Below are 25,844 nucleotides of genomic sequence, written 5' to 3' on the forward strand. Positions count from 1 at the left end.
CCCACCCTACTCCGAGCGCCACAAGCTGCGACGTTCCCCCAAAACGGCTCCCTGAACCCACCAGATGACCTCGATCGCCGCGGCTCCGACGAGGCCGATGATCAGCGCCGTCGTCGTGATCTTGATGTTCGACGGGTCGAGCATGAACGCCTTTCGCGCCAGCGGTATCGAGAAGATCACCACGTACGCCAGCCCGGACACCACGACCAACGCGACCCGCCACCACTCATACGGCCGCGCCACCACCGCGAGCACCCACACGCCCGACACCAACAGCGTGATCAGGGCGGCCGTCGACGCCTGCGTCTGCTCCACCGCAGTCGCTTCACGCCCCTGATAAGCCACCAGGTACGACGTGAACGTCGCGATACCGACCACCATGCCCGACGGGAGTGCCGCCGTCATGACCCGTCGCACGAATCCCGTGTGTGCCCGTTCGTTGTTGGGCGCCAGCGACAGGATGAACGCCGGGATGCCGATGGTGAACCACGCCGCGATCGTGACGTGAATCGGCTGGAAGGGAAACAACAACGGATCGGTACCGAAGATCTTGGATGACAACCCGGCGAGGCCGACGAGTATCGCCAGCAGCACCGAGTACACGGTTTTGGTCAGAAACAGGTTCGAGACCCGTTCGATGTTGCCGATCACCCGGCGGCCCTCGCCGACCACGTACGGCAGCGTCGCGAACTTGTTGTCCAGCAACACGATCTGAGCCACCGCGCGTGAGGCCGAGCTACCCGATCCCATCGCCACACCGATGTCGGCGTCCTTGAGGGCCAGCACGTCGTTCACACCGTCGCCGGTCATCGCCACCGTGTGCCCGCGGGACTGCAGCGCGTGCACCATGGCGCGCTTCTGATCGGGTCGCACCCGGCCGAACGTGGTGTATTCCTCCAGGGTGTCGGCCAGCTGATCGGGCTCGTCGGGCAGCTGGCGGGCGTCCATGGTCTCGCCTTCGAGGCCAAGCGAGCCGGCGACCGCCCCGACCGACACCGCGTTGTCACCCGAGATGACCTTGATCGAAACCTTTTGCTCCGCAAAGTAATCCAGGGTTTCGCGGGCATCGGGCCGCACACGCTGTTCGAGGACCACCAGCGCGGCCGGCGTGACGCGGCCCGGCGCCTCCGCGTCATCGACGGCCATCTCGCAGGAGCCCAACAGCAACACCCGTAACCCCTTGGCGCCGATCTGCTCGGCTTCCTGGGCGATGTCAGAACCCGGTTCGAGCAGCACGTCGGGTGCGCCGATCACCCAGTTGCCGTGGTCGGTGTACGACGCCCCACTCCACTTGGTGGCGGACTTGAACGGTGCGGTCGCCGACGCCTGCCACCCGGGCGGCATCTTGTAGGCCTCGGCGATCGCCGCCATGCTGGCGTTCGGCCGCGCGTCGTCGGCGGCGAGCTGCGCCAGGATGTCGGCGACCGCGCATTCGTCGAGTACCTTGAGATCCGAGACCCGCATACCGTTTTCGGTCAGAGTGCCGGTCTTGTCGGCACATACGACGTCGACGCGGGCCAACCCCTCGATTGCGGGCAATTCGTTGACCAGGCACTGCCTGCGGCCGAGTCGGACGACGCCGACGGCGAACGCGATCGACGTCATCAGCACCAAACCCTCGGGCACCATCGGCACCAATGCGCCCACCATCCGCAACACCGACTCCCGCCAACCCGACTCGGTGGTGAACAGCTGGGTGTAGATGATCAGCACGCCCGCGGGGATCAACAGGTAGGTGATGAACTGCAGGATCTTGTTGATACCGCTGCGAAGTTCGGAATTCACCAACGTGAACTTGCTCGCCTCCTCGGCGAGTTTAGCCGCGTAGGCTTCCTTCCCGACCTTGGTGGCCCGGTATGCGCCGCTGCCCGCGACGACGAAGCTGCCCGACATCACGTGGTCGCCGGCGTCCTTGGCGATCGGGTCGGCCTCACCGGTGAGCAGAGACTCGTCGACCTCGAGGTTGGACTCCTCGACGATCTCACCGTCGACGACGATCTGGTCGCCCGGGCCGAGCTCGATGATGTCATCGAGCACGACCTCGGCGGGAAGTACCGCTTTCGTTCCGGTTTGCCTGCGCACCAAGGGTTTTGCCTGGCCGACGATGGCCAGCTTGTCCAGCGTCTGCTTGGCCCGCAGTTCCTGGATGATCCCGATCGCGCTGTTGGCGATGATGAGCAGCCCAAACGCGCCATTGATCACCGAACCGGTGGAGAGCACGATGACAAGCAGCACGCCGAGAATCGCGTTGATACGGGTGAACACATTGGCCCGCACGATCTCGGAGACACTGCGGGCCGCGCGGGTCGGCACGTCGTTGGTCTTGCCTTCGGAAACACGCTGTGCGACTTCGGCGTCGGTGAGCCCGCTGGCTGTGATGGGAACGGTGGTCATCCGTACTCGATTCCCTTCGCACGAGCGCTCATCGTACGAACGTCCCCTTGCCGAGCTCGTCGTAGTACTCCAGCATCAGCTTGTCGCCGTCGAATGTCGCCTTGGAAATTGTTCCCGGCGGCGCATTTTCGGTGACGAACGTGAACGTGAAGACGTTGCCGTCCCAATGTTGCAGTGGCACGTTCAGCTTCGTGCCGAGCGCCAGCATCAGTTGGCCGTCCTGCTCGGTGACCCGCGCCGGACCCCAGTAGTCGTTGGCGTAGGTGCCAACGTAGGTGGCCAGCGGCGCGGCCGGCGCCGGACTTGACGGCCGCGGCTTGCCGACGAGCAACCCCACGGGTTCCTCCATCTGGGCGAAGACCCCGCTGTAGAGGCCGTACCAGTCCTCACGCACCTCGCCGAACTGAACGAGATCGGCGAATTGGGCTGTCAGCGTTTCGGGTACGCCCGAGGGCGTGGCGTTGGTCAGCGCGACGATCGCCACATCGGCCGACGGCAGGATCGCGAAATTCGTTCCGGCGCCGAGTTCGAACGCACCCGAGTGGCTCAGTTCGGTCCGCGATGCCGACGTCGTCCCCACATTGAATCCGAATCCATAGAAGCCGGACCGCATCGCGGGTTCCGACGCGGGGCTCGACACGATCTGAGGGGTGAGCGCGGGCAACAGCGCGTCGGCCTCGACGATCTGCTTGTCGCCGTGCTTTCCGTTCGCGAGCACCATCGCGAGCCACCGGGTCATGTCGTTGACGGAGGAACTCGCACCGCCCGCGGGCGCCTGTGGATCCGCGTCACGGACATAGAGCGGCTGGTACTGGCCGTCGACGTGGATATGTCCGAGGGCGCGGTCGGCGCGGGACTCGTAGTCGGCGAACCGGTAGCTCGTCGACGGCATACCGAGTGGGTCGAACAGCACGTCGTCGGCCAGCACATCCCACGGCTTGCCGGCACTCGCCGCGACCGCCTCGGCGCCCGTGGTGTAGCCGTAGTTCGTGTAGGCGTAGGAGATTCGGAACGGATCGAGCGGTTGGTCGCGCAGCCGGTCCATGATGTAGCGGCGGTCGTAGCCGATGTCCTCGAGCATGTCGCCGGCATGGTCGGGCAGTCCGGAGCGGTGCGAGAGCATGTCGCCCACGGTGACCATCTGCGTGACGACCGGGTCCGACAGGGCGAACCACGGCAGCTTCGACACGACGGGGGTGTCCCAGCCGATCGCGTTCACACCGACCTGGTGGGCGACCACCGTCGAGGACAGCGGCTTTGACAGCGACGCCAGTTGAAACACCGTGTCGGTGTCGACGCGGTTCTTCTCGTCATCGCCGGCTCGGACGTCTTTGACGCCGAAACCTTTCGCGTACACGGTTTCCCCCCGGTACACGACGGCGACGGCCATGCCGGGAATCCCGGATTTACGCATCAGTTCCTCGGCGATGCCGTCGAGTTTGGCGATGGCCTTGTCGACGGCGTTCTCGGGCAAGGGCATCGCGGGCACCAGCGGCGGCGGTATGTCCGCCTGGGTCGGCGTGGACGGCGGCGCCGGTTCGGCAGGCTTGTCCGCGGTACAGCCCGGTAGCAGGGCGATCAACCCCACGACGGCCAGCCTGGCCAGTGCGTTCATGCGTGCACCGTATCCCGTCGAAATGGCTAGAGGAGCCACCACGGGTCGTTCGCCAAGGCCGCGTCGGGCTGGACCCGCTGCCCCGGCTTCGGCACCGCGATCAGGGCGTTGTCGGCTTCGGCCGCCTTGACCAGTCGCTGCACCGGCTCAGACCACGGATGCGGCGCGAGCCGAAACGTCGCCCAGTGGATCGGGACCAGCAACCCCGCGTCGGTGACGTCGCGGTGCGCGCGAACCGCTTCCTCGGGGTTCATGTGGATATCTGGCCAGCCAGGGTGATAGGCGCCCACCGGCATCAGGGTCAGGTCGAACGGTCCGTGCTCGACGCCGATGTCGCCGAAACTCTTCGAATATCCGGTGTCACCGCCGAAGAACGCGCGGTGGCTGGGCCCGATCAACGCCCATGACGACCACAGCGTCGTGTTGCGAGTGAGGAACCGGCCGGAGAAATGCCGCGCAGGGGTGCACACCAGGGTCAGGTCGTCGAGGCGGGCACTCTCGTTCCAGTCGAGTTCGACGATCCGGTCGGCCGGGATGTGCCAGGACCGCAGATGGGCGCCGATGCCGAGCGGGACGAAGAACTTGGCTCGCTGCGTGCGCGCCAGCTGTTTGACGGTGTCGATGTCGAGGTGGTCGTAGTGGTCATGGCTGATGATGACCGCGTCGATGGCGGGCAGCGCCTCCAGCGGAGCCGGCACCGGGTGCAGCCGCCGCGGACCGATTGTCCTCGACGGCGAGCAGCGGTCGCTCCACACCGGATCTGCCAGCACGCGGTAGCCGTCGACCTCGATGACGGCCGACGAGTGGCCGTACCAGGTGACAGCGAGATCTCCGACCGCCACACTCGGGTCGGGTGTGACCAACGGGACGGCCGAGGACGGCTGTTGGTTCGAACTGCCGCCGATGACCTCACGGACCAGCAGGAACTGCTCCTGACGAGTCAATTCGACCGGGCTGGCCGCCTCGATGTTGACGAAGACGCCGTCCTGGTAGTTCGGGGACCTCTTGGCGACACCGTCGATCTCCCCCGGGGACGCGCCGAGGGCCGACGGCGTGCCGTGCAGCGCGCGCAATGCCCATCCCCCGGCCAGCAACGAAGCCGTACCAAGGCCGATGCGCAGCGTCGCCCCGATCATCAGGCCCCCCGGAACCTCGGCGGCCGCTTCTCGATGCGCGCCACCTGAGCCTCGATGACGTCCTGGCTTGCCCACGCCCGATCGAAGAGCTCCGTGTGCTCAGGCCACGGCTCTTCGTAGGCACCGTCGTCGTTGAGCACCCGCTTGGCGTGCTGCAGCGCCAACGGTGCATAGCCGGCGAGCTCAGCGGCCCAGGCCTGCGCGTCGGCCAGCGTGCCGATGCGGTTGGCCATACCCGTGTGCAGCGCGGCCTCGGCGGTGAGCCGTTCGGCACCGAGCAGCATTCCCCGCGCGCGGCCGGCGCCCACCAGCGAGGTGAGTCGGCGGATGCTCCAGTTGTCCAGCGCCAGACCATATTTGGCGACTGGGAATTGGAAGTAACCGTCGGGGTCAACGACCCGCAGGTCGCAGATCATCGCGAGAATGACACCGGCCCCGATTGCGGGCCCGTTGATCGCGCCGATGACGGGGACCGGCGCCTTATCGATCGCGATGTTCAGTGCTTTCGCCTTCTCGGGCAGTTCCTCGGCGACCCCCGCGGCGTCCGACAGATCAGCGCCAGCACTGAACACGTGGCCGGCACCGGTCAGCACAATGGCCCGGATGTCTTCGCTCGCGGCTTTCTCGACCGCCTCGCGCAGGCCGTCGACGAGCGCAGCGTTGAGCGCGTTGCGGCGGTCGGCACGCTGCATTTCCAGTGTCATCACGTCGCCGTCGCGGGTCACACCAATCATGGCGCCACCCTATATACCCTCTGAGTGTGAGCCGGATCGGTGCCCTTGACCTGCGCGATGCCGTGCTCGACGCGGATTCGTACCGCAGCTGGGACACCCCACCGCTGGACGTCGGCGGCAACGAGGAGTACCGGCGCGAGCTGGCTGACGCGGCGGCCAAGACCGGCCTTGACGAGTCGGTACTGACGGGTGAGGGCACCGTGTTCGGGCGACGAGTGGCCCTGGTGGCCTGCGAGTTCGATTTCCTGGCGGGTTCGATCGGGGTGGCGGCGGCGGAGCGGATCACCCGCGCGGTGGCCCGCGCGACGGCCGAGCGCCTGCCGCTGGTCGCGTCACCGAGTTCAGGTGGCACCCGCATGCAGGAGGGCACGGTCGCGTTCCTGCAGATGGTCAAGATCGCGGCGGCCGTCGACCTGCACAAGCGGGCGCATCTGCCCTATCTGGTGTACCTGCGTCATCCGACAACCGGTGGGGTGTTCGCCTCGTGGGGGTCACTTGGCCATGTGACCGCGGCCGAACCGGGCGCGCTGATCGGTTTCCTCGGCCCGAGGGTGTACGAGCACCTTTACGGTGAAGCCTTCCCTCCGGGTGTGCAGACCGCGGAGAACCTGGAGCGCCACGCCGTGATCGACGGCGTCGTGCCGCTGGAGGCGGTGCGCTCAACGCTCGACCGCACGCTGAAGGTCCTCGCCGATGCGCCCGAGCCACCACCGCCACCGCCGGCGTCCGTGCCGATACCCGACGTGCCCGCGTGGGATTCGGTGGTGGCCTCGCGTCGGCCGGACCGCCCCGGCGTGGGATATCTGCTGCGGCACGGCACATCCGACCGGGTCCTGTTGTCGGGCACCGGCCGCGGCGAGGATGCCACCACACTGCTGGCGTTGGCCAGGTTCGGCGGTCAACCGGCTGTCGTGCTCGGCCAGCAGCGGGTGCTGGGCGGGATGGTCGGCCCGGCGGCGCTGCGTGAGGCGCGACGCGGCATGGCGCTGGCTGCGGGACTCAAGTTGCCGCTGGTGCTCGTCATCGACACGGCGGGACCTGCGCTCACGGTCGAGGCCGAACAGGATGGCCTGGCCGGCGAAATCGCGCGCTGCCTGGCCGATCTCGTCACGCTGGACACGCCGACTGTGTCGATCCTGCTCGGCCAGGGCAGCGGGGGGCCCGCGCTGGCGATGGTGCCCGCGGACCGGGTACTGGCCGCATTGCATGGCTGGCTCGCCCCGCTGCCACCGGAGGGCGCGAGCGCCATCGTGTTTCGCGACACCGACCACGCACCGGAACTCGCTGCGGCGCAGGGCATCCGATCGGCCGACCTGTTGCGCAGCGGCATCGTCGACGCGATCGTGCCGGAGCGTCCGGATGCCGCGGACGAGCCGCTGGCGTTCACCCAGAGGTTGTCGGCGACGATCGCCAACGAACTGCATTCGCTGCGTTCAGTTTCCGACGACGAGCGACTGTCCGACAGGCTGGCGCGGTATCGCCGGATCGGGTTGTAGCGGCGATCTAATCGGACGGGATGCCGATGAGCGGCGCGGCCTGCAATTCGGGGCCGACGACAATCCATTGTCCGTATGGCTGGCTGCCCTGGATTTCGCGAACCTCGTTCAGATCCGTGACAATTTCGAGGCCTCCGTTGGCGCCGACCTCGACGGCACCGATGGCGATGTCGGCAATCTTCAGTTGTGGCGTGTAGATCGTCTCCAGGATGGTTTGGCCGTTCTCACCGACCCAATGAATGACGCCCTCGACTCTCTCCCGCCGCGCCATTTCCTCGGCAAAGGCCTTCTCCAGCTCTTCCGATTCGATTTGTTGCTGCCACATGTCGTAGATCGCTTGGGGTATCTCATTGTTGAAGATGTAACCACCGACTTGGCCGGGAATTCTTTCGTAGAACAATCCCTCCGGGAATGTGCCGGGCAGGAATTCCATCACGCTGTAGGTGGTATAGGGATGCTCATCCGAGTAGACGTCAATCTTGATGTCGATGGCATCGCCCACCGTCATCTTGCGGAAGCCGGTGATGAACGGGTTTCCCATTTCGCCGGGCAGGTTCACGCCGGTGACAACGTAGACATCTGGCGTGACGAGTTGACCGGTGCGCGGATCGACGACTTTATCGGGAGCATTGGCCATCGTCCACTCGCCGTGGTGGTACAACCACTCGTCATCGGGTCCGAGTTCTGCTTCCAAGTCCCCGGTGAACAGGCTTTGTACAGAGTAATTTCCGCGGGGATTTATGCCACCGGGAAGAGCGATGAAGTCCAGGAAGCGCTGCGGCGCGGGCTCGGGATCCGTCGGATAACCGGCAGGCAATATCTGCACCGTCACCGGAATCGCGGTCGAGTTACCCAGGCTGTCCGTCGCTTTGATGAGGAACATCACGCCGAGCACCCGGCCCGACTCGGCAGCAAGCTGGCGTGCAGCGGCGCTTGGGGTGTAGGTGTAAGTCCCGTCCGGGTTGACCACGACCGTGCCGAGCTGGCCACTGTTCGAGCCCTCGTATTGGACGTCGCTCGCGGGAGCACCGGGGGCGGGGTGGACGGTGACTTTCCCATTGGTGACACTGGTCGTCGTATTGGTCGGCTCGTTGGTGATCGTGACACGGCTGTCGCCGGCCGGCGGCGCCACCACATGGACCTTCGTCGTCGGTGTCGGTCCGCTGGTGTCGACTGTGGTCACCAGCAGCCTGCCGCCTTCACCGATGACCACAGACGAAGACGTGGCGGTGACGCCCGACTCCTCGGTCACCGGCGCACCGCTGTACACCGCGTATTTCTCGGCCCCCGCCGACGTGACTCTCCACACGGTCGTGATGGTGGTGCCGTCGGCGGCGATGTCCTTCACCGTGAAATAGGCATTCCCTGCGTCGTCGAAGACGACCTGACCGACAACCTGCCCGTCGTCGCTCGTGATGAATCCCACGACGTCGCCGTTGCGGTCGAGCACCGTCAACGGGTTGGCGGGGCCGCTGGACACGACGGCGACGTTGCCGTTCGGACCAATTGTCAGTTTCAGGAAGGAATCGTCGCCGACCGGCGCACTTTCCTTGTACCCGGCGAACTTGCTGGTGGAGATCCGTACAACGACTCCGTTAGGGGTGGCGACGGTGGCGTACGCCGTGCCATCGGCACCGAACGTCAGGTTGTCGAAGTCGAAGGGAATCACGGTCTTCTGACCGGTCGGGCTGATGACGGCGCGAACTGGGTTACCACCTTCGCTGTAGGAAACCCAGAGGTTGTTCAGAGGATCCTTCACGTGATCGACCGAGAAGGCGAAATCGCCGAGAGGTACGAAACTCAGGGAGCCGTTCGGCCGCACGACGATCACCTGGTTCGCATCGGTTTCGGAGTCGCTGTTGAGCAGGAAGAGAGTTCCGTTGCTGGCGGTGTCGAGCAATGTGGGATCGAAGAAGGTGTTGACGGCGGAGCTGGTGATGACCCCGTTGTTGATGACCGAAACCCTCACCTCGTTCGGGTTATCATTGCTCCTGGTCACCAGATACGCCGTTCCGTCCGGGGCGACCATCACGTCGGACACCGGGAAGCCGGCAACCTGGCGGGTGGAGAGCGCGCCGCTCGGGCTGAACACCAAGACCTTGGTGTTGAAAGACTCGTCGATGGTCGGCAGGTAGACGGTGCCCTGCGGCCCCACGCTTATCTCGGCGCCGGGTACGAGCGAACCTGGATTTGGCACTGACGCCGTGTGACTCACGCCGCCGGCGTTGATGGCGAGGATCTTGACCTTCAGAGTCGCCGGGGTGGTACCCGAGACTTGGAACGCAGCGATGCTGCCGTCCGGTCCCAATACGGGATCCGAATTGATCTGGTAGGCGGTCGCAGCGCCCGCGCTGAGGGGAATCAACTTCACGATCGGTCGGCCTTGCGCGTCGAAACCACCCGCCGCGGCCAAGTAGTACCGGTCGTTTTGCCCAACCACCTGTAGTGCCGAGCTTGCCGGGACGGTGGTGGTGGTGCTGACGGACTTGGCGTTGATCACCCGCACCGTCGCGGTTTGCGCGGCGCTGTCATAGGAGACGATGGTGATGCCGCCGTCCGTGCGCACAATCGGACCTGACGGTTCGCCCGAGAAGGCGGCGGTGTCACCGATGAGTCCGCCGTAGGGGTGATAGGCCCGTACGAACCAGGACGCGCGGCCTTGGGCGTCTGTTCGCGCTATGGGTTGATAGATGATGCCCGTCTTGCCGACGACTGCGTTACCTACGGGAAGGCCGGCGATGGGTGAGGGGTTGGCCGACGCCGCCGGCGGAGCGATGTTGACCTGCACCGTTACCGTGGTGGTGCCGCCGGTGTGGCCGTCGTTGACCGTCACGCTGAAGGTGGTCGTCTTCGCCGATGCGGGAGCGTTGGCCGCGCCTGCGGCTTGGCGCGCGGCCTCGGTCGGCGTGAAGGCGAAGGTGCCGTTCGGGTTGACCACCAACGAACCCGCACTGGTGCTGGTCGGTCCCGCGTAGGTCAGCGCGTCCCCATCGACGTCGTCGGCGAGCACCGTGCCGGTGACCATGCCGGTGGAGGTATTCGTCTGTACGCCACTGGTTCTGCCGTTGGTCGGCGCGCTGTTCTTGGGGCTGATCGTGACCTTGACGGTCACTGCGAGCGGGGCGCCACCGTGCCCATCGTCAACCATCACGGTGAACGTGTCGATCTTGGCAGCGGCCGGCGCGTTGAGGGCCGCGGCGGCATGGCGTGCGACGGGATTCGGGGTGTAGGTGAATGTGCCATTCGAGTTGACCACGACGGCGCCCTTGGATGTGGAGGTCGATCCGCTGTAGGTCAGGATGTCGCGGTCCGCGTCGTTGGCGGTGACTTTGCCGTTGACGGTTCCCGTCGCCGAATCCGGTTGTCCCACAGTGACTGTGCCGTTGGTCGGGGCGGCGTTCTTCGGCAGGATCGACACGTTGACCGTGATTGGTGTGATCGCGCCGTACTTGTCCTTGACGTTGATCGTGAACGTGTCGGTGCCGGTCCCCGGTGCTCCGGTGGCCGCTGCGTGGCGGGCCGCGGTGGTCGGGGTGTAGGTGAATCCACCGGTGCTGGTGACATTCACACTGCCCTTGGCGGGTTTGGTGCCCGCGGTGAACGTCATCGTGTCGCCGTCGGGGTCGGTGGCGGTCGCGGTGCCCTTCAACGCACCACTGGTGGCGCTAGGCGCCCCGAGCGTGTAGGTGCCGTCGATGGGTGCGGCGTCGCGGGGGGCGATGGCCGCCGTGACTGCGACTGTCTTCGTGCCGCCGTGACCGTCCGTGATGGTGACGGTGAACTTGTCGGTGTCGGCGGTGCTGGTGGCCCGCGCGGTTTCGCGCGCGGCCGCAGTGGGGATGTAGGTGAACGTGCCGTCGGGGTTGACGTGCAGCGTGCCGTTCGCAGAGGTGGATGGGGTGTAGGTCAGAGTGTCGCCGTCCTTGTCGACGGCGGTGATCTTTCCGGTCACCAGCCCGCTTACCGGATCGGGCTTGCCAACGGTCGGCGTGGTGGTGGTCGGTGCCGAATTGGCGGGCACGATGGAAACGTTCACGTCGACGTCGGCCGTTCCGCCACGACCGTCGTCGACTCGAATGGTGAACGTGTCCGTCTTGGCGGCAGGATCTGCGTCGGCGGCCGCGGCGGCGTGGCGTGCCACAGCGGTCGGCGTGTAGGTGAACGAACCCGTCGAAGTGACCGTGACAGTGCCCTTGGGGGTAGTCAATGCGCTGTAGGTGAGCTTGTCGCCGTCGGGGTCGGCGGCGGTTACCTTGCCGGTGACCGTTCCAGTGGATGTTGGCGGCTTCTGGCTGGTCAGCGTGGCCGTTGGCACGCTGTTGGTCGCGGCGGCCATCAGGCTGGCGTTCACATCGCCAGTGATGCCGAATGTCGCGGCCTCCTCGGTCTGCAGACCCGTGCCGACCTCCCGACGAGCCGCCGCGGCCAACACCCACACCAACGGATTCTCCACGGGCGCCTCCGGATCATCGGTGGCGAACGGCGAGAACAACGTTGTCAACACCGTGGTGAACTCGGACGTGGGTTCGGCCCGCCCAACTGCGGGCGCCGAGGCGGTCTCGACGACCGATTGGTCGGTCGTTACGACGGCTACAAACTGTTCGACTTCGGGCTGTGGGGTGGTTTCCGCCGACGGCGCAGCAGGACCCGCGGGGGATTCGACGGTGGTCGCCGCGAGAGTATCGACGTCGGCAACTTCCGGCTCGTTCGGTGCCGCTGAGGCGTAGGAGTCGTTGTCCTGCAGCGGCTTCGGCTGCTCGATTGCAGTTTCTAGACCGTCAACCTCGTCTCCCTCGTCCTCGGCAGGTGGCGCGACGTCCTCGTCCTCGTCGATGTCTTCCTCGTCGGGGAGCGATCCGCCGCTCGACGACACCACCACGCCGCCACCCAGATCGACAGTCACCGCAGACCCGGGCGCCTCCTCAGCGTCAGCGTCAGCCGAAGACAACGGCTGCGGTCCTTCGTCGGGCACCGAATCGCTCGACGGCACGCCCGCTGGCGGAGGATCCTGCACAGCGGCACCGGGATCCTGCGCCGTGTTCGACGACTCCTGCGAGGTGCCCGCGCCGCCGCCCGGCGCCGCGCCCTCGCCATCCTCGGCCCACGCCATTCCGGGGATTGTCCCCACCGCGGCACCCACGCCCAGCACTACTGCCAACGCACCGACCCGACCGACATACCTCGAGTAGCCCATGCCATCCCCCTGGCTCGCCCTTGACACCTAAGTCAAAATCTAACGGTTGGCCGCCCCAGAGGAATCGGGGATTTCCCTAGGTTTCGTAGCGGATCGTCCGCCCACCGGCGCGAATGTTCTTGCGGACGCAACAAGTGCGAAGGCATGCAGGCATGTCCAGGTTCACGAAGACCGGACCGCAAACCCGCGACAGGTCGGCCGCGTCGGCGCGGTATCAACCGGTACTACGGGGCATCCCAGCGAAGCTGCTCGGAGATGAGGTCGCGCACTGTCACGAACTCGGCCACGGTGTCGAGTTCGTCGATACCCAGGTGGGCGAAGATCTCCCCCGTCCGGTGCCGGCCCAGCACCGTGAGAACTCCTGACATCGGACGCATGCGGCCCGCGAGCGTCATCAGCAGGGCGGTGCGACCGGAACCGACGGGGCGAACGGGTCCCCACGGACCCTTCATCCGGATCCCCCGCGCGCTCACCGCAGGCTCTGGCGGCTCAGGCTCGGCGCTTCCCCGTCGTCATCGTCGCCGGGCACCAACATCGGGCCACTGCAGCACCATCGAGCGTGGAAGTTTGCCGAATGTCGACTTCCCGGCTCGAACGTGGGTCACCCGCCGAGATCAAGTTATCGCCGTGTCGAGCGCCGCCGCCTGCTCAGCGAAATCATGGTCGGAGGGCGATTCCCCGAGCCGCCTGAACAGATCATCCTGCGACACGATTTCCAGTGCGCCTCTGAACTCGCCGGAAGCCAGCTGGCCGCCCTCGATCACCTCGATGCGGCCTTCGGAGAACAAGGACGGCACCCTTCTGCTGGGCTCCCAGTAACCGACGTAGGTCGTCGGTCGAAATGACGCCCGCGGACTAGCCATACCCAGCCAGCGCCCCAAGACACGCCACGCACGTGACGAGATCCAGCGGCAGTCGCAAAAGGCTCCGTCGGGTCCAGGCCACCGCGGCCGCCTCGTCGACCTCGGCCGGATCCGCCTTCTCGAACTGGACCCCCTTAGGCACCAAGTCGACCAACGACCACACCCGCATCACGGCGTGGCTGACCAACGCCACCAGCAGCGCAAGCCGTATGTCGGCGTCACCCCAGGAGGCGATCAGCGCGACGATCAGCAGCACCTCGAAGAGGGTGTGCGCCGGAATCCAGAATCGGCGCCGCGAGATGCCACCGTTCTGCGCCTGGATGATGCCGGGTCGCTTCGGCCAGGCGGGGTCGACGACGACGGTTTCATAGAGTCCGCCGCCGAGCAGAACACAGGCGACAAGGGTCGTTGTGGCGATCAGGACGAGCGTCGGTGTCCACATCACCGCCAATTATCAGGGCGCGTCCAGATAGCGCTGAACGGTGGGTCCCAGCCACGCCACCGCCTCGTCGTGCGGCATCGTGACGATCGGCGGCAACTGCAGGACGTACCTGCACAGGGCCAGACCGAGCGTCTGCGTGGCGATCAACGCGGCGCGACGTTCCGGTTCGGCGGGGTTGATCTTCGTGATCACCGGCAACAGTTGAGTCGCGAACATCGCCCGCATCCGTTGCGCTGCTTCGGCATTGGTGGCGCTGGCCCGCAGCAGCACGATGAGCACCTCGTCGCGTTCCCACCGTTTCATGAAGTGGTCGACCAGGGCTGCGCCCAACTGGTCACGGTCGATATCCGAGAGGTCGGGTAGTTCCAGGTCGAAGTCGGCCGCCGCGGCGAACAGCTGGTCCTTGCTGCCGAAGTAGCGCATCACCATCGACGGGTCGATGTTCGCGTCCGCGGCGATGGCCCTGATGGTCGCCCGCTCGAACCCGGCTTTGGCGAACTGCTCCCTGGCTGCCGCCAGGATCACGGCCTTGGTCTCCTCCGAAGATCTACGCATGCCAACAAGTGTATGCCAACAGGTGTTGACATTGGTGACGACTCGGACGATAGTTATGCCAACAAGTGTTGGCATAGGCAGTTCGAGAGAAGGAGAAGGCAATGTATGACACCGACGTTCTGGTTATCGGCGCAGGTCCGACGGGTTTGGCCCTGGCCGCCTCACTGGTCGCACGCGGAGTCACGACCACGGTCGTCGACCAGCAGGCGGCGGGAACCAACACCTCCCGCGCCGCCGTGGTGAACGCCCGCACGCTCGAGGTGCTGGAAGACCTGGACGTGTCCAGACGGCTGGTCAAGGAAGGCGTCGAGGCGCCGCGGTTCACGATCCGCGACCGGGGCCGCACGCTGATCCCGATCGACTTCAGCGGGTTGCCGACCGAATATCCGTACTCGCTGATGGTGCCGCAGTCGACCACCGAACGGCTGCTGCTCGAACGCCTCGAAGAACTCGGCGGATCCGTGCAGCGGCCGCGGAGCGTCACCGCGATCGATCAGGATCCCGACGGAGTGACGGCGACGTTCGAGGACGGTGACGTCATTCGCGCGCGCTATGTCGTCGGCGCGGACGGCATTCGCAGCATCGCGCGCCAGCAGGCGGGGATCGATTTCGAGGGCAGCGTGTACGACGAATCGTTCGTGCTCGCCGACGTCAAGCTGACGGGCGACGCGCCACATGACCAAGTGATCCTGTACTGGGCGACGGCCGGCCTGACCGTGGTGGCTCCCCTGCCGGATGGCACGTACCGCATCGTCGCACCCGTCGCCGACGCCCCCGAGGCGCCGTCCGCGGAGTTCGTACAACAGATTCTCGACACCCGTGTCGGCGCGGACCGCCTGGAGGTCACCGCCGTCATCTGGGGTTCGCGGTTCCGCGTGCACCACCGCGTCGCCGACACCTTCCGCGCGGGCCGTCTGCTACTCGCCGGCGACGCCGCGCACGTGCACAGCCCCGCCGGCGGGCAGGGCATGAATCTGGGCATTCAGGACGCCGTCGCATTGGCCCATGCGCTCGCCGCCGTCCTCGACGGAGCGCCGGACAGCCTGCTCGACGAATACAGCGATACTCGTCGCCCGATCGCCAAAGACGTTGTGGCGATGACGGATCGGCTCACCCGATTGGCCACGCTGCCGCGCGCGGCACGCCCGGTCCGCAATGCGGTCATCGGTCTGGCCGGGCGGGTGCCGTCGATTCGGCTGGCGCTGGCCCGCAGGCTCAGCGGTCTGGTGTACCGCTGAGCGCGCCCATGCGGCCGCGGCTGCCGACATACAGCGCCGCGGTCGCGGCAACGACCTCGGTGAACGCCAGCAGCGTCGCCACCGTCATGAGCGTCGACGGCGTCGGCGCGGCAACGTGTGGGGCGCCGTGCTGATGCGCGGGAGCGGGCAGGTGCAGCGCGATCATGGCGAGGTTCATCAGCGCGACGACCACCCACGCCCGCGCAGAACCGTCACACCACAGATCGTGTGCGCAATACAGGCAGGTGATGATCATCGCCGCGAGCAGCGCCGTCGCGACCAGGCTGGACGCGTGGCCGAGCATCGCCGCGTGCAAGCCGGCTGACACGGCTGCCAGCACCGCGCACGCCCGTCGGGCGAGAATCGATGGGGACGTCACGTAGGTGCAGACTCCGGCGGCGACCAGAACTCATCCCTCCGTGGAGTCGAGACCGAGAAGTTTGACCGTTTCGGCGCGCATCTCGACTTTGCGCACCTTGCCGGTGACCGTCATCGGGAACTCGTCGACAACGTGTACGTAGCGCGGGATCTTGTAGTGGGCCAGCTTTCCGTCGGCGAATTCCCGCAGAGTCTGGGCGTCCAGCGGGTCCTTGCCCGGCTTCATTCGCACCCACGCACAGACTTCCTCGCCGTACTTCGCATCGGGCACACCGATGACCTGCGCGTCGTCGACATCGGGATGGGTGTACAGGAACTCCTCGATCTCGCGCGGATAGATGTTCTCACCGCCACGGATCACCATGTCCTTGATGCGGCCGACGATGTTGCAGTAGCCGTCGTCGCGCATGACGGCGAGGTCGCCGGTGTGCATCCAGCCGTCGCCGTCGATCGCCTCGCCGGTCTTGGCCTCGTCCTCCCAATAGCCGAGCATCACCGAGTAACCGCGCGTGCAGAATTCGCCGGGCCGGCCCCGCTCGACGACCTCGCAGGTTTCGGGGTCGACGATTTTGATCTCGACGTGCGGATGGGCCCGGCCGATCGAACTGGTACGACGTTCGAGGTCGTCGTCGATGAGCGTCTGACAGGACACCGGCGACGTCTCCGTCATGCCGTAGGCGATCGCGACCTCGGTCATGTGCATGTCGCTGACGCAGCGCTTCATGACCTCGACCGGGCAGACCGATCCGGCCATGATGCCCGTGCGTAGCGAGGACAGATCGCGCTGCGCCAGGTCGGGCTGGCCGAGCATCGCGATGAACATCGTCGGCACCCCGTAAACGCCTGTACACCTTTCTTTCTCGATGGCGTCCAGGGTGAGCGCGGGTTCGAAGGCAGGCGCCGGGATCACCATGGTGGCGCCGTGGCTCGTACATCCCAGGTTGCCCATCACCATGCCGAAGCAGTGATAGAAGGGCACCGGTATGCACAGCCGGTCGTTCGGGCCGAAGTTGATGAGCTCGGTGGTGAAGTAGCCGTTGTTGAGGATGTTGCGATGCGAGAGCGTGGCGCCCTTGGGGAAACCCGTTGTGCCCGAGGTGTATTGGATGTTGATCGGTTGGGTGTTGTCCAGCGAGTCCGTTCTGGTGCGTAACTCGTCGACGGAGACGCCCTCCGCTTTGTCGAACAGGGCACGCCAGTCATCGGTGCCGAGGTACAACACGTCCCGCAGCTCGGGTGCCTCGGCGCGCACCTCGTCGACCATGCTCACGTAGTCCGACGTCTTGAACGTTGTGGCGGAGATCAGCGTCCGGATCCCGGACTGCTGCAACACGTAGGCCAGTTCGTGGGTGCGGTAGGCCGGGTTGATGTTGACCAGAATCGCGCCGATCTTCGCGGTCGCGTACTGCACGATCGTCCACTCGGGGCAGTTGGGCGCCCAGATGCCGACGCGCTCACCGCGTTCGATGCCCAGCGCCATCAGGCCGCGTGCGATCAGGTCCACGTCGTCGTTGAGTTCGGTGTACGTCCACCGCCGACTGCTTGCCATGTCGACCAACGCATCGCCGTCGGGGTTGGCCGCGACGGTGCGTTCGAAGTTCTGCCCGATGGTCTCCTCGAGGATGGGGATGTCGGTGCGACCCGCGTCTTGCGACTTCATCAGCTCATCGTCGCGTCGAAACTGCGCACAGATCGCGAATCGGCCGAAATTCGTGCACTCTGCGCAGGCTCGGTGTCCGAGGGGGTAAGGATGGGGGGCATGGGCCAGATCTCTCCCTTCCGCATCGCGATTCCCGACTCCGATCTCGACGACCTGCAGGCCAGGCTGGCCCGCACCCGCTGGCCCGAGGCCGAATGCGTCGACGACTGGAGCCAGGGCATCCCGCTGGCCTACACCAGGCGACTGGCCGACTACTGGGCCACCGAATACGACTGGCGGGCACGCGAAGCGGCGCTGAACCGGTTCGACCATTTCACGACGGAAATCGACGGTCTCGACATTCATTTCATTCATCAGCGATCGAATGAGAAGAATGCGTTCCCGCTGCTGATCACCCACGGTTGGCCCGGTTCGATCGTCGAGTTCCACAAGGTCATCGAGCCGCTGACCGAACGCGGCTTCGACGTCGTGTGCCCGTCGCTGCCGGGTTACGGCTTCTCCGCCAAGCCCACCACGACGGGCTGGGGTGTCGAGAAGATCGCGACGGCGTGGGACACCCTGATGGGCCGGCTCGGCTACGAACGCTTCGGCGCACAGGGCGGCGACTGGGGCGCAGCCGTGACCACGCAGATCGGCCGCAACGCGGGGTCCCGGAGCCGCCCCGGCGGCGACATCAGCGGCTGCGCGGGCATCCACCTGAACATGCCGCTCGGCTTCCCGCCCGGCAAACTCGACAATCCGACCGACGAGGAGAAGGCGGCGCTCGAACGGGGTCAGTACTACCAGAAGTGGGACTCCGGCTACTCCAAACAGCAGTCGACGCGGCCGCAGACCGTCGGCTACGGATTGGTGGACTCCCCCGTGGGCCAGTTGGCGTGGATCGTCGAGAAGTTCTGGTCCTGGACGGACAGCGACGGCGATCCGGAGAATGTGCTGACCCGCGACGAGATGCTCGACAATGTGATGCTGTACTGGCTGACCGCGTCCGGGGCGTCGTCGGCGCGGCTGTACTGGGAGAGCTTCAACGCGTTCGGCAGCTTCGACCGCGTCGAGCTCCCCACCGGCGTCGCGGCGTTCCCCAGGGAGATCCTCAAGGCGCCGCGTAGTTGGTGCGAAGCTGGGTACAACATCACGCACTGGACGGACATGCCGCGCGGGGGTCATTTTGCGGCGTTCGAACAGCCGGACCTTTTCGTCGACGACGTCCAGAAGTTCTTCACCACGCTGCGCTAGGAGATTCCATGCGAACGATCGAGGCCGATTACCTCGTCGTCGGCGCGGGCGCGATGGGACTCGCGTTCACCGACACACTGGTGGCCGAAACGGACGCGACGGTCGTGGTGGTCGATCGCAACGACCAGCCGGGAGGCCACTGGACGGCGGCGTACCCGTTCGTTCGCCTGCATCAGCCGTCGGCCTACTACGGCGTGAACTCGCGGAGTCTGGGCAGCGACACCATCGACCACAGCGGCCTGAACGCCGGCTACTACGAGTTGGCCAGCGGCGCGGAGGTCTGCGCCTATTTCGACGCGGTGATGCGTCAGCATCTGCTGCCGACGGGTCGAGTGACATACCTGCCGATGAGCGAATACCTCGGCGACCGGCGCGTGCGCACGCTCGGCGGCGAAGAGATCGAGGTGGCCGCGCGCCGCGTCGTCACCACGCACGTCGAGATCATCGTGCCGTCGATGCGCGGGCCGTCCTACGACGTCGCCGCCGGCGTCGAATGCGTACCGCCCAACGCCCTTCCGCGTCTCCGCGAGGCGCGGGGCCGGTACGTGATCGTCGGTGCGGGCAAGACCGCGATGGATGCCTGCCTGTGGCTGTTGCGCCACGGCGTGGCGCCGGCGCGGTTGACGTGGATCAAGCCGCGCGACTCGTGGCTGCTGGACCGCGCGGCGATCCAGCCCGGCTCGCAGTTCGCGCGCGGTGTGTTGCGCGACTTCTCCAATCAGCTCAACGCGGTGCTGGAGGCCGAGTCGCTGCCGGATCTGTTCACGATTCTGGAGGACAAAGGCTGTCTGCAGCGCATCGACACCTCGATCGAGCCGACGATGTACCGGTGCGCGATCCTGTCGAAGGCAGAACTCGAGGAGTTGCGACGAATCTCCGATGTCGTCCGGACGGGTCACGTCCAGTCGATCGAGCCGGGCCGTATCACGCTCGAGGGAGGGACCCGCGACATCGACGACTCAGCGTTGTACATCGACTGCAGCGCAGACGGTTTCGCGCGGATCGCGCCGGCGACGATCTTCACCGACGAGGGTATCGCCCTGCAGGCGGTGCGGACATGCCAACCGGCGTTCAGCGCGGCCGTCATCGGCCATGTGGAAGCGACGTACCCCGACGATGAGACCAAGAACGCGTACTGCAACCCAGTACCGTATCCGTCCGATCCCATCGACTGGTTGCGAATGATGCTCGCGTTCAACAAGAACCAGCTGCAGTGGTTCTCCGACCCGGACATGATGGCGTGGGTCGACGCGTCTCGGCTCAACGTGCTGCATCACGTGTCGGCCGGCGTCAGCGAGCGTGCCCGGGAGAAGATCATCTCGGTGCTGAACTCCAACATGCCCGTCATCAACGACAAGCTGGAGAAGCTGATCGCGCAGGCCTGATGTCGCGAAGTAGCACTAGGCGAGCGAGTCTTCCCACGCCTGGTGCAGCGCCGCGTACCGGCCGCCGGCGCGACCGATCAGGTCGTCGGGAGGGCCGTCCTCGATGATGCGCCCGTTCTCGACCACCAACACCCGATCGGCGACCTGCACGGTGGACAGCCGGTGCGCGATGACGAGTGCGGTCCGGTCGGCGAGCACCGTCTCCAGCGCGCGTTGCACCTGCCGCTCGCTGGGGATGTCCAGCGACGACGTCGCCTCGTCGAGGATCAGCACCGCGGGGTCGGCCAGAAAGGCTCTGGCGAACGCCACCAACTGCCGCTGGCCGGCCGACAGCCGACCACCGCGCTTGGCGACGTCGGTGTCGTACCCCTCGGGCAGCGCGTCGATGAATCGGTCGGCGCCGACGGCCGCGGCCGCTTCGACGACCTCTTCGTCGGTGGCGTCGGGCCTGCCGAAGCGAATGTTGTCGGCCACGGTGCCCTCGAACATGAAGTTCTCCTGCGTCACCATGACGACGTGGCGGCGCAGTTCGGACTGGGCGAGGTCGCGTAAGTCGACACCGTCCAAGGTGATCGATCCCGACGACGGATCATAGAAGCGCGCAATGAGTTTCGCGATCGTCGTCTTGCCCGCACCCGTGGTGCCCACAAGCGCGACGGTCTGACCCGCAGGCACTTCGAGGTTGAGATCCGGCAGCACTGGACGTCCCTCGACGTACGAGAACTGCACATCGTTGAACGCGATGTCACCGCGAACCGTGTCGAGTTCGACGGGCTGCTGCGGATCGCTGATGCTCGGCCGCTCGGCCAGCACACCCGCCAGCTTCTCCAGCGCCGACGACGCGGATTGGAACGTATTGAAGAACTGCGAGATCTCCTGCATCGGTTCAAAGAACATCCGCAGGTAGAGGAGGAACGCCGCCAGCGTGCCGATGGTCATCTCGCCGTGCAGGACGCGGTAGCCGCCATAGAGCAGCACCACGCTGGTGGTCAGGTTGCCGACGAGTTTCACACCGGGCATGAAGATCGCGAGCAACCTGAAGGTCTTTTCGTTGATCTCGCGGTAGTCGTCGGCAACGTCCTCGAAGATCTCCTGGTTGCGGGGTTCCCGCCGATACGCCTGCACCGCCTTGATACCGGTCATCGTCTCGACGAACTGCACGATCACCAGCGCCGCGCTTTCGCGCACCTTGCGGTAGACCTTGGCCGACTCGTTGCGGAACCACCACACCAGCGCCACCAGGACGGGCACGGCGACCAGACACATCAGGCCGAGCCGAACATCTAGCGTCACAAGCAGAATCGACGTGCCGACCAGGGTCAGCACCGCGGTGATCATGCTGTCGAAACCCGTCTCCAGCATGTCCTGGATGGCTTCGACGTCGTTGGTCGACCGACTCACCACCCGGCCCGAGGTGTAGCGGTCGTGGAACCTGATGTCGAGTCGCTGGAAGTGCCGGAACACTCTGCGCCGCAACTCCGTCAGGACCTTCTGCCCGACACGGCCCGACCGCCGCAGGAAGAAGACTCTGCTGACGGCCTGCACCAGCACCACTCCGGCCATGGCAGCCACCACCAGCATCAGGGTGTGTGCCGAGCCCCCGTCGACGATCGGCGGGATACCCCGGTCGATGCCTCGCTGCACGAGAATCGGAACAGAAAGGCGTGCAGCATTTTCCACCACGACGACGAGCGCGAGCAGGGCCACAGTCCTGCTGTACGGCCGCAGCAACGAGCCCAGCAGCGCGCGGGCCTCGCGGCGCCGCGGAAGGCTTTCATCGATCGGCAGATCGTCGTCCTGGTCCTCGTCGAACCTGCCGCGCCACTCTGTGGTGCTCATCGGCCCTCGGCCTCCGAGGTGACGAACCTGGACCCGACGCGCTCGCGTTCCAGTGATTCCTGCTCGCTGTATGTGTGATCGAGCCGGTGACGGTCGTCGTCCTCCTGCCACTCGCAGGCACGCTCGCGGCCGTCGTCGAGTTCGTCGTCGGCGGCCAGCAGATAGCGGTACTGCGGGACGGCGGCAAGCAACTCGGCGTGGGTGCCGACATGGGTGATCACGCCGTCGTCCAGCAGTGCGACCTTGTCGGCGAGCAACACGGTCGATGCGCGATGGGCGACGACGATGCCGGTCACCGCATGCAAGACCCGACGCAGAGCCTCCTCGACGACGGCCTCGGTGTGCACGTCCAGCGCGGACAGCGTGTCATCGAGGACAAGGATCTTCGGCGCCGCCAGGATGGCGCGCGCGAGCGAAAGCCGTTGCCGCTGACCGCCGGACAGGCTCATCCCCTGCTCACCGATGCGGGTGTCCAGACCGAACGGCAGGTCGTAAACGAACTGTGCCGCCGCGACGTCGATCGCCTGAGCCATCTCTTCGTTGGTCGCATCCGGGGCGCCCAACCTCAGGTTCTCGGCGACAGACATGGAGAACAGCGTCGGATCCTCGAACGCGGTGGCCACCGTCTTGCGCAGTGTGGGCAGCGTCAGCTCGCGAATGTCTGTGCCGTCGATACGAATCGCGCCTTCGGTGACATCGTGAAGCCGCGACACCAGCGACGCCAGCACGGACTTGCCCGATCCGGTCGAACCGACGAGCGCCAGCGTCTCCCCCGGTTCCACGGTGACGGTGACGTGCCGCAGAACCCATTTGTCCGGCTCGCCGGACGGCGCCAGCCCGTCGTCCTTGGCGTCGGGAAACCGGAATCCGACGTCGATGAACTCCAGCTTGCCGCGCGACGGCACGACGTCACTGGGCCCGTCGACGATTTCCACCGGCGCATCGAAGATCTCGGCAATGCGGTTGGCGGCGGTGAACGACTCCTGCGTCATCGACAGCAGGAATCCCAGCGACGCGATCGGCCAGACCAGCGACAGCATCATCGTGATGAACGCGACCAGCGTGCCCATGGTGACCAGACCGTGCCCCGCGGCGTACGCACCGAAGCCGAGCACCACGATCAGCGTCAGGTTGGGGATGACCTCGAGCAGCGTCCAGAACTTCGCGGACACCTGCACTCTGTTGATCTGGGTGTCGTAGAGGTCGGTGACTTGTTCGTCGAACCTCTTGTAGACGTAGTCCTCGCGACCAAACGACTTGACCACCCGCAGACCCAACGCGGATTCCTCGACGTGGGTGGCGACGTGGCCCGATTGATCCTGAGCCAACCGCGACAACCGCACGTACTCCTGCTGGAAATGCAGCACCGTCGCGGCGATCGGCACGATCGACAGCAGCACGACCACACCGAGTGGCCAGTACATCGTCAGCAGGATGATGGTCACCGCGGTGATCTGGATGGTGGACAGCAGCAGGAAGACCATGCCGAACGACATGAATCGGCGAATCGTGCCGAGGTCGTTCATGATTCGCGACAGCAGCTGACCCGATTGCCAGCGGCCGTGGAAGCTCATCGGCAGGATCTGAAGGCGTGCGTAGAGGTCCTTGCGGATGTCGGCTTCCACACCCATGGTCGCGCGCGCGACCAGCCACCGCCGAATGAACCACAGCACCGCCTCGGAGATGCCGACGCCCATCGCCGCGGCGCCGAGCAGCCACAGCCCCTGCTGATCCTGACGACGCACCGGGCCGTCGATGACGGCCTTGGTCATCAGCGGGATCGCCACGGTGGCGACCAGAGAAAGGAGCGCGGTCGCGACCATCGCGATCCAGCGGACGCGGTAGGGCATGAGATAGGGCAGGATGCGCCATAGATCCGAGCTCGCTCTGACGCGTTTGGGCGGCGGCGCTATCGCCGGCGCCGCGCGAAGCGCGTTCGAGGAGTCAGTCACTTAGTAGATCTTCCCATTACATGCAAACTGTTAACGTGCTGGACGCACCGTAAAACCTCAACAAACATTGAGGTCAATTGCTTCCGAGCACGGCCGCCCGGCGTCGTGATCAGGTCAGCGAGGCATATACCCTGCGTGCCGTCGTCTCAGCGACAATGTCGCTCGACTGCTACAGAGCCCTCTTTGCCAGGCAGGACGTGGTCCCCGGAGCCAGTGGGCTGCGCGGCATGCGACACCTAACGGTCGTCGCGATGCGCTTTCTGCAGCTCCTCTTCGGCCTGCTCTAACGCTTCTCGCGCGTCTCGCAACCGGGTGAGCAGGTCGTCGGTCTCGTGCTCTTTGCGGTCGGCACCCCTGGCCTCTTCCATGGCGTTCAGCACGATGCCGATGAACAGGTTGAAGATCAGGAAGCTGGCCAGCAGCACGTAGCTGATGAAGTACACGATCGACCACGGCGAAACCGTTTGGCCCATCGCGACATTGTCGGGAAAGTTCTCCAGCGTGAGCATGACGAACATCGTCAGCATCGCCAAGCCGACGTTGCCGTAGTTGGCCGGATCGTGGCCGCTGAACAGCACCCAGCCGAGCATCCCGTAGATGAAGATCAGGACGAACGTCGCCGCCGCCAGCGACGCGATGCCCGGCACGCTCCTGCCCGCCGCGGAGACGAGTATCCGGAGGTCGGGCAGGAATCGCACAAGGCGCACGATGCGCAGCAGTCGCACCAACCGAAGCAGCATCGCGTTCGCCCGCAACGCGGGGATGAAGGAGGCGACGACGACGATGAAGTCGAAGACGTTCCAGCCGTCCTTGACGAACTCGCGAGGATTCCAGCGATAAGCCGTGAGGCGAATCAGCAATTCGACGACGTAGATGCCGAGGATGACGTTGTAGATCGTGGCGAACAGGGGTTCATAGCGACTCGCGATGTCCGCGTATGTCCCCAAACCCAGCACGATTGCGTTGAAGACGATCACGCCGACGATGAAGAGCTCGAACGTGCGACTGTTGACAAGGGCGCGGCATTGGTCCGGGATCGAGCCCGAGTTCGACTGCGGTTCAGGTGCCTGTTCAGGCGGTGGAGCCCCGACAGCGTCGGGTGATTTGACCGTCACCTTATGTGGATAGCAGTACGCACGCCTATCCGCCCGGCGAAATGCAGTCTTTTTTGTCGTCCGCGTCAAACAATTCCGAAGTAGCCGATGACACCGGCCGCCACCACCACGATCAACGGGTTGGTTTTGGTGAAGACGAAGATCGCCGTGCACACGGCGGTCAGCAGATAGGCCCGCCAGTCGTGGTCGGCGGTCCGGCTCATCACCAGCGAGGTCGCCATGATCAGACCGACGGTCAACGGCGCGAAGCCCTTCTCGACGGCGACCCGCCACTTCGACTTCTGCGCCTTCTGCCAGAACAGCGTCACCGTGTACATCAGCGACGCCGCCGGGACGATCATCGCGACCGTGGCGATGAGCCCCCCGACAATCGCGCCGGGCACGCCCCCCACCGACAACCCGGCGCCATAACCGACGAGCGTCACGATCAGGATGCTCGGACCCGGCGCGGTCTGGGAGATCGAGAATATGTCGGCGAACTGCGCGTTGGTCATCCAGTGATGACCGTTGACGGCCTGGCGATGCATGTCGGGCAGCACCGCGTTGCCGCCGCCGATCGACAGCAGCGACAAACCCGCGAACATACCGGCGAGCTCTAGGTAGGTGTTCATAGCG

General features: G+C 65.7%; 19 protein-coding genes. 4 read left to right on the forward strand and 15 right to left on the reverse strand.

The window, feature by feature from the left end; translation table 11 throughout:
- Positions 1–6: 6 nt before the first annotated feature.
- From G6N42_RS17490 to G6N42_RS17505, 4 genes are read right to left on the reverse strand one after another with little or no spacing between them, the layout of a single operon-like run.
- Positions 7–2,394 (reverse strand): cation-translocating P-type ATPase, encoded by a 2,388-nt coding sequence (locus G6N42_RS17490; protein WP_163730734.1) that lies wholly within the window; start codon positions 2,392–2,394, stop codon positions 7–9.
- A gap of 28 nt (positions 2,395–2,422) precedes the next feature.
- Positions 2,423–4,009, reverse strand: coding sequence for a serine hydrolase (locus G6N42_RS17495; RefSeq protein WP_163730735.1), 1,587 nt, complete (start codon positions 4,007–4,009; stop codon positions 2,423–2,425).
- Between the two features lie 26 nt (positions 4,010–4,035).
- Positions 4,036–5,145, reverse strand: a complete 1,110-nt coding sequence (locus G6N42_RS17500; RefSeq protein ID WP_163730736.1) for an MBL fold metallo-hydrolase — start codon at positions 5,143–5,145, stop codon at positions 4,036–4,038.
- Positions 5,145–5,879, reverse strand: coding sequence for an enoyl-CoA hydratase (locus G6N42_RS17505; RefSeq protein ID WP_163730737.1), 735 nt, complete (start codon positions 5,877–5,879; stop codon positions 5,145–5,147). Before G6N42_RS17505 ends, G6N42_RS17500 begins: the two co-directional genes overlap by 1 nt.
- Before the next feature lie 26 nt (positions 5,880–5,905).
- Here G6N42_RS17505 and G6N42_RS17510 point away from each other — a divergent pair, with 26 nt between their 5' ends.
- Positions 5,906–7,375: an acetyl-coenzyme A carboxylase carboxyl transferase subunits beta/alpha gene (locus G6N42_RS17510; protein WP_163730738.1), complete on the forward strand. Its 1,470-nt coding sequence runs from the start codon at positions 5,906–5,908 to the stop codon at positions 7,373–7,375.
- A gap of 7 nt (positions 7,376–7,382) precedes the next feature.
- Here G6N42_RS17510 and G6N42_RS17515 read toward each other — a convergent pair whose 3' ends face one another.
- From G6N42_RS17515 to G6N42_RS17535, 5 genes are all read right to left on the reverse strand, one after another.
- Positions 7,383–12,569, reverse strand: a complete 5,187-nt coding sequence (locus G6N42_RS17515) for a cadherin-like domain-containing protein (protein ID WP_163730739.1) — start codon at positions 12,567–12,569, stop codon at positions 7,383–7,385.
- Between the two features lie 224 nt (positions 12,570–12,793).
- Complete coding sequence (locus G6N42_RS17520; protein WP_350310127.1) at positions 12,794–13,042, reverse strand: hypothetical protein; 249 nt, start codon at positions 13,040–13,042, stop codon at positions 12,794–12,796.
- A 141-nt stretch (positions 13,043–13,183) separates the two neighbouring features.
- Entirely contained in the window at positions 13,184–13,357 is a 174-nt protein-coding gene (locus tag G6N42_RS17525) for a hypothetical protein (RefSeq protein ID WP_232076178.1), read from the reverse strand.
- A gap of 67 nt (positions 13,358–13,424) precedes the next feature.
- On the reverse strand, positions 13,425–13,874 hold the full coding sequence (locus G6N42_RS17530) for a hypothetical protein (protein WP_163730740.1): 450 nt from the start codon (positions 13,872–13,874) through the stop codon (positions 13,425–13,427).
- Positions 13,875–13,886: 12 nt separating this feature from the next.
- Positions 13,887–14,429 (reverse strand): TetR/AcrR family transcriptional regulator, encoded by a 543-nt coding sequence (locus G6N42_RS17535; protein ID WP_163730741.1) that lies wholly within the window; start codon positions 14,427–14,429, stop codon positions 13,887–13,889.
- Positions 14,430–14,530: 101 nt separating this feature from the next.
- Here G6N42_RS17535 and G6N42_RS17540 point away from each other — a divergent pair, with 101 nt between their 5' ends.
- The gene (locus G6N42_RS17540; RefSeq protein ID WP_163730742.1) at positions 14,531–15,667 is read left to right on the forward strand and encodes an FAD-dependent oxidoreductase; all 1,137 of its coding nucleotides are present in this window, start codon (positions 14,531–14,533) and stop codon (positions 15,665–15,667) included.
- Here G6N42_RS17540 and G6N42_RS17545 read toward each other — a convergent pair.
- Positions 15,645–16,046: a hypothetical protein gene (locus G6N42_RS17545; RefSeq protein WP_163730743.1), complete on the reverse strand. Its 402-nt coding sequence runs from the start codon at positions 16,044–16,046 to the stop codon at positions 15,645–15,647. The genes G6N42_RS17540 and G6N42_RS17545 overlap by 23 nt on opposite strands.
- 30 nt (positions 16,047–16,076) lie before the next feature.
- Positions 16,077–17,705, reverse strand: coding sequence for an AMP-binding protein (locus G6N42_RS17550; protein WP_163730744.1), 1,629 nt, complete (start codon positions 17,703–17,705; stop codon positions 16,077–16,079).
- 99 nt (positions 17,706–17,804) lie between these two features.
- Here G6N42_RS17550 and G6N42_RS17555 point away from each other — a divergent pair, with 99 nt between their 5' ends.
- Positions 17,805–18,938 carry an epoxide hydrolase family protein gene (locus tag G6N42_RS17555; protein WP_163730745.1) on the forward strand — a complete coding sequence of 378 codons (1,134 nt, stop codon included), beginning with the start codon at positions 17,805–17,807 and terminating at the stop codon, positions 18,936–18,938.
- Positions 18,939–18,946: 8 nt separating this feature from the next.
- On the forward strand, positions 18,947–20,323 hold the full coding sequence (locus G6N42_RS17560; protein WP_163730746.1) for an NAD(P)-binding protein: 1,377 nt from the start codon (positions 18,947–18,949) through the stop codon (positions 20,321–20,323).
- Between the two features lie 15 nt (positions 20,324–20,338).
- On the opposite strand, the gene G6N42_RS17565 is transcribed toward G6N42_RS17560, so the two are convergent.
- The 4 genes from G6N42_RS17565 to G6N42_RS17580 all read right to left on the reverse strand — a co-directional run bounded on the left by G6N42_RS17565 (position 20,339) and on the right by G6N42_RS17580 (position 25,840).
- Positions 20,339–22,162 carry an ABC transporter ATP-binding protein gene (locus G6N42_RS17565; RefSeq protein ID WP_163730747.1) on the reverse strand — a complete coding sequence of 608 codons (1,824 nt, stop codon included), beginning with the start codon at positions 22,160–22,162 and terminating at the stop codon, positions 20,339–20,341.
- Complete coding sequence (locus G6N42_RS17570) at positions 22,159–24,114, reverse strand: ABC transporter ATP-binding protein (protein ID WP_163730748.1); 1,956 nt, start codon at positions 24,112–24,114, stop codon at positions 22,159–22,161. Before G6N42_RS17570 ends, G6N42_RS17565 begins: the two co-directional genes overlap by 4 nt.
- Positions 24,115–24,350: 236 nt before the next feature.
- The gene (locus G6N42_RS17575) at positions 24,351–25,229 is read right to left on the reverse strand and encodes an ion transporter (RefSeq protein ID WP_163730749.1); all 879 of its coding nucleotides are present in this window, start codon (positions 25,227–25,229) and stop codon (positions 24,351–24,353) included.
- 65 nt (positions 25,230–25,294) lie between these two features.
- Positions 25,295–25,840, reverse strand: coding sequence for a chromate transporter (locus G6N42_RS17580; protein ID WP_163730750.1), 546 nt, complete (start codon positions 25,838–25,840; stop codon positions 25,295–25,297).
- Positions 25,841–25,844: the final 4 nt, after the last annotated feature.

Origin of the sequence: Mycobacterium gallinarum, assembly GCF_010726765.1 — a bacterium.
Lineage (GTDB): Bacteria > Actinomycetota > Actinomycetes > Mycobacteriales > Mycobacteriaceae > Mycobacterium > Mycobacterium gallinarum.